Below are 4290 nucleotides of genomic sequence, written 5' to 3' on the forward strand. Positions count from 1 at the left end.
GCCGCGGGGTGCCGTCCCCCTGGCGGGGAGGCCGCTGCGCGCTGGTACGCGGACGAGTGTCGAGCCACTACAACTCCTTGCTGGCCGCCGGCGGACGTCTCACCATGATCGCACCGCGGTCGGCGTGCTGGCTCCAGGGCTCGCGGCGGCGGACGACAACGTCGCCGAGTCGCCGGGAGCTCACCTACAGATCCTCGGCGAAGTCCGCCTGCATGGTGCGGAACACATGGAACCCGACCCAGAGCAGGGCGACCGAGATCGCCCCTGCGACGGCGAGATGTTCCAGGTAGAACTGGTATCCCAGGTCCGCCTGGACGGGGGTCGAATGGGTGGAGCCACTCCCGGGATCGTAGATCGCGCGTTGGAAGGTGATGACCACCACCGCCATCGGGTTGAGCAGGTACACCCAGGTCCACTCGTGCAGCCGGCTCTGGATCAGGCCGAAGGCGTAGACCATCGGGTTCAGCCAGAACCAGGCGAGCAGGGCGACGTCGAGCAGGTGAGAGGTGTCGCGGTAGCGCACGTTCAGGGCGCTGACCAGCAGCGACAGTGCGACCGTGAACGTGATGGCGACGGCACCCGCCGGCACGATCAGCAGCAGCTCGGTGCCGATCAGGTTGTAGCCGAGAATCAGGATCACCAGGAAAAGCACGAGCAGCTGGAGCAGGAAGTGCACGGCGGCGAACCCGACGGCCGACAGCGGGAGCACGGCGAGCGGGAACCGCACCTTCTTGACCAGGTTCGCGTTGGCGACGACGGCGCCGCACGCCGAGGACACGCTGCCCGAGAAGGCGTTCCAGATCAGCAGCCCGGACATCAGGTAAATGCCGAACCGCGGAATTCCCGACTTGAGGACGATCTGGAAGACGAACGTGTACACCACGAGCAGGAGCATCGGGTTCGCCAACGACCAGGCGAAGCCCAGCGTGGAGCCCTTGTACTTGACCTTCAGGTCCTTGCGGATGAGATTGCGCAGCAGTTCCCAACGCACCCTCGTCTGCGCCCGGCTGCGGCGGGCCAGCCGGCTCGGGTCCATCGCGTGCTGTCCCGGGTGCGGGGACGGGGCCACCGGAGTACCGGCGGGCAGCGGTGCGTCAGCAAGATGTGACACGGCCGGCCCCTCCCGTCTCCCGGAGGCCAGGCCGCCGATCCTCGGCACGGCGTGGCTGGAGCTGCACCTGTCCGCTCCTCACTCGACACGACAGAGTTCCGACAGTACCGAGAACCGTCACCGGCCCGGCGCGCCCCCGGCCGGGGGCGCGCAGGGACACGCCCGTCGTACCCTCCGCCCACCGAGGGTGTTGTCCCGATCGCGGATGAATGGCCGATGGTGCTCGCTGGCGAACCGGCCCGCTTGTCGGCGGAATCGTGACGGTACCGTGCCCGGACCGAGCCAGCGTCGCCACCCGGTCCGGTGGCCGGTGTCCGGAACGGGGTTCATAGTATCGACCCGTCCATCTGGCTTCGGCCGGCCGATACCGCGTGGGGGATTCCCGACGTTTGGTGGCCGTCGGGGCCGACCCGGCGGAGGCGGCCGTACCGGTCGCATGGAGCGGCCGTTTCGGTCGCATGGAGAGGACGGCCGTGTTCACCGACGTCCGACTACGCGAAGTGTGGTCGCATCTGGAGTCGGGCGGGGCACAGGCCCTGACTCTCGATGTCTTCGACACCTTGTTGTGGCGCATGGTGCCCGAACCCACCCACGCCTTCGTGCTGCTGGGCCACCGGCTCGCCGATGCCGGCCACCTGCCACCGAGTGTCTCGCCGGGAGAGTTCGCCCGGCTGCGTGTCCACGCCGAGCACCTGGCGCGGATGCACGCCCACACCACCAGAGGCACCCACGAGGTGCGCCTGGACGAGATCTGGCAGGTGCTCGCCCCCGCGCTGCCGGGCACCGCCGGGGTGCAGGACCTGGTCGACGCCGAGGTCGCCGTCGAGCGGGAGCTCTGCCGGGCCGATCTTGCCGTGGTCGAACTCGCCGAGCTCGCCATGACCAAGCTCGGCCTGCCGGTGTACCTGCTGTCGGACACCTACTTCTCCGCCAGCCAGCTGGAACGGCTGCTGAACCGGCCGGAGCTCTCGGGGGTGCAGTTCACCCGGATCTTCACCTCCTCCGATGCCGGGACGTCCAAGAGCGACGGGCTGTTCCAGCACATGCTGGCCGCGTCGAATCTCCAGCCGTCCCGGGTGGTCCACCTCGGCGACCACCCGGTCGCCGACGTCGAGGGCGCCCGCGAGCACGGGCTCGTGGCCATCCACTACCCCAAGTACGCCGGATCGCTGCGTCACACCCTCGACCTGGAAGGACTTCGTAACCAGCCCAGCGACGACATCCCCATCGACCCGGTCGACGGGGACTTCGGCATGACCGCCCTGCGTGCCCGCACGCTGCACCGCGCGGACGCCCTCGCCGTGCCCGCCGGGTTGCGGCGCTACTGGGAGACCGGGGCCACCGTCTTCGGCCCGGTCTTCGCCGGCTTCGGTGAGTGGGCGGTCGAGCGGGCGCGCGACTTCGGCGCAGACCACATCTACTGCCTGATGCGGGAGGGGGACTTCCTGTCCCGCCTGCTCGTCGACCCGGGCGAGGACCTCGGCATCTCCGTGTCGACGATGTGGGCGTCCCGGCAGGTCTGCGCCCTGTCCAACGTGTTCGAGGGCAGCCCGGAGGAGCTGAAGAGCTTCCTGGTCCGCCGGCACGCGCCGAGCGTCGGCCAGCTGCTGCGCCAGCTCGGTGTCCGGCTGGAGAACGTCGCCGGCATCTCCGCGCTGGCCGACCGGCGCCTCGACGTGCCGGGCCTGCTCGACGACACCCTCGAGGAACTCTGCTCGGACGAGCGGATCCGCAGCGAGATCGTGCTCACCGCCACCCGGTTGCGCGAACGCTACGTGCGCTACCTCGACAGCCAGCTGCCGGAGACCGGCCGGGTGGTCTTCCTCGACCTGGGCTGGGGTGGCACCATCCAGGCGCTGCTCACCCGGCTGCTGGCCTCCACCGGCCGCAAGCTGGACATCCTCGGCCTGTACCTGGCGACGAACCAGGCGGCGATGAGCCACCGGCTCGCCGGGATGGAGCTGGAGGGCTACGTGGCCTCCAGCGGGCAGCCGGAGACGATGGCCAACCAGCTCATGCGCAGCCCCGAGGTGCTCGAACAGCTCTGCATGCCCGACGTCGGGTCGCTGGTCTCGTTCGACGAGATGAGCAACCCGGTGCTCAGCATCGACCGGACCTCGCGCACCCAGGTAGCCCAGCGCGCCGCCGTCCAGGACGGCATCCTCGCCTTCCAACGCGAGTGGCTGCGCTACCGGCGTTCGGAGACCCCCATGCCGTCGCTGGCCTCCGCCGGGGCGCGCCGCGCCGGCCTGCGTATGCTGACCCGTTTCGTCGCCCGCCCCACCGCCGCCGAGGCCGCGGCATTCGGCTCCTGGGCCCACGACGACAACTTCGGCTCCGACGCCACCGAGGGCCTGCTGCCGCCGGAGCTCGTGCGTCGGATGCCCTACCTCACCCCGGCCGACATCGACCGCATCTCCATGCGGGAGCTGTACTGGCCCGCGGGCGTCGCCGGCGTTGCGAACCGGCCGCTCGCCGTCATCAGCGGGCTGGCCGCGGCGGCCGGCGTCCCACCCGAGGAGGTCTCGCCGGAGGCTGCCGCCGGCCCCGTGGAGGTCTACGTCGACACCGGCGCCGACTTCGTCAACGGGGTGAAGGAGACGGCGCTGACCCGGTCGGCGCGCGACGGGCTGTCGCTCGTCCGGCTCAGCATGGAGGCGGTCGGTGCCCGCCGCATCCGCATCGACCCGGCCGGTCGGCGCGGGCTGCTGCGGCTGGACTGGTTGACGCTGTCGTTCCACATCAACAACGTCGCCGAGCCCTACAAGGTGACCATCACCTCGCTGGACGACCCCGCCCAGCAGCTGGCGCTCGTCGGCCTGCGGCTGCTCCAGCCGAACCTGGTGGAGATCCTCGGCGACGACCCCCAGCTCGTCTACACGATCGATCTGGCCTCCCAGCCGCACCTCGCCGGGGTCTACGCCCTCGACGTCGAGATGGCCTTCGGGTGGATGGGCATCCGGGGCGACTCGCTGATCCTGCCCACCGCCGGCCCGGCCCGTGACGGGCTCCCCGTCCGGGCGGCCCGCAAGATCCGGCGCGAGCTCGGAGGACTGCGGTGACCGACCAGCGGGACCCCGAACCCGCGGCCGTCGGGCCGGTAGGCGATCACAACGACCCGGGTTCCCGGGGCGAGGACGCGGAGCCGGACGAGCCCGTGGCGCGGGGCCCGTTCGAAG

Annotated in this window: 2 protein-coding genes; one reads left to right on the top strand and one right to left on the bottom strand. The window is 70.7% G+C overall.

All coding sequences use genetic code 11. The features are described 5' to 3' along the window. Positions 1 to 184 precede the first annotated feature (184 nt). Complete coding sequence (locus NBZ85_RS28310) at positions 185 to 1111, bottom strand: ABC transporter permease (RefSeq protein WP_372517755.1); 927 nt, start codon at positions 1109 to 1111, stop codon at positions 185 to 187. Positions 1112 to 1584: 473 nt separating this feature from the next. Between NBZ85_RS28310 and NBZ85_RS28315 the strand changes: the two genes are divergently transcribed. Next, entirely contained in the window at positions 1585 to 4173 is a 2589-nt protein-coding gene (locus NBZ85_RS28315; RefSeq protein WP_261557938.1) for an HAD family hydrolase, read from the top strand. Positions 4174 to 4290: the final 117 nt, after the last annotated feature.

This window comes from Frankia tisae, from assembly GCF_025403405.1.
Classification (GTDB): domain Bacteria; phylum Actinomycetota; class Actinomycetes; order Frankiales; family Frankiaceae; genus Frankia; species Frankia tisai.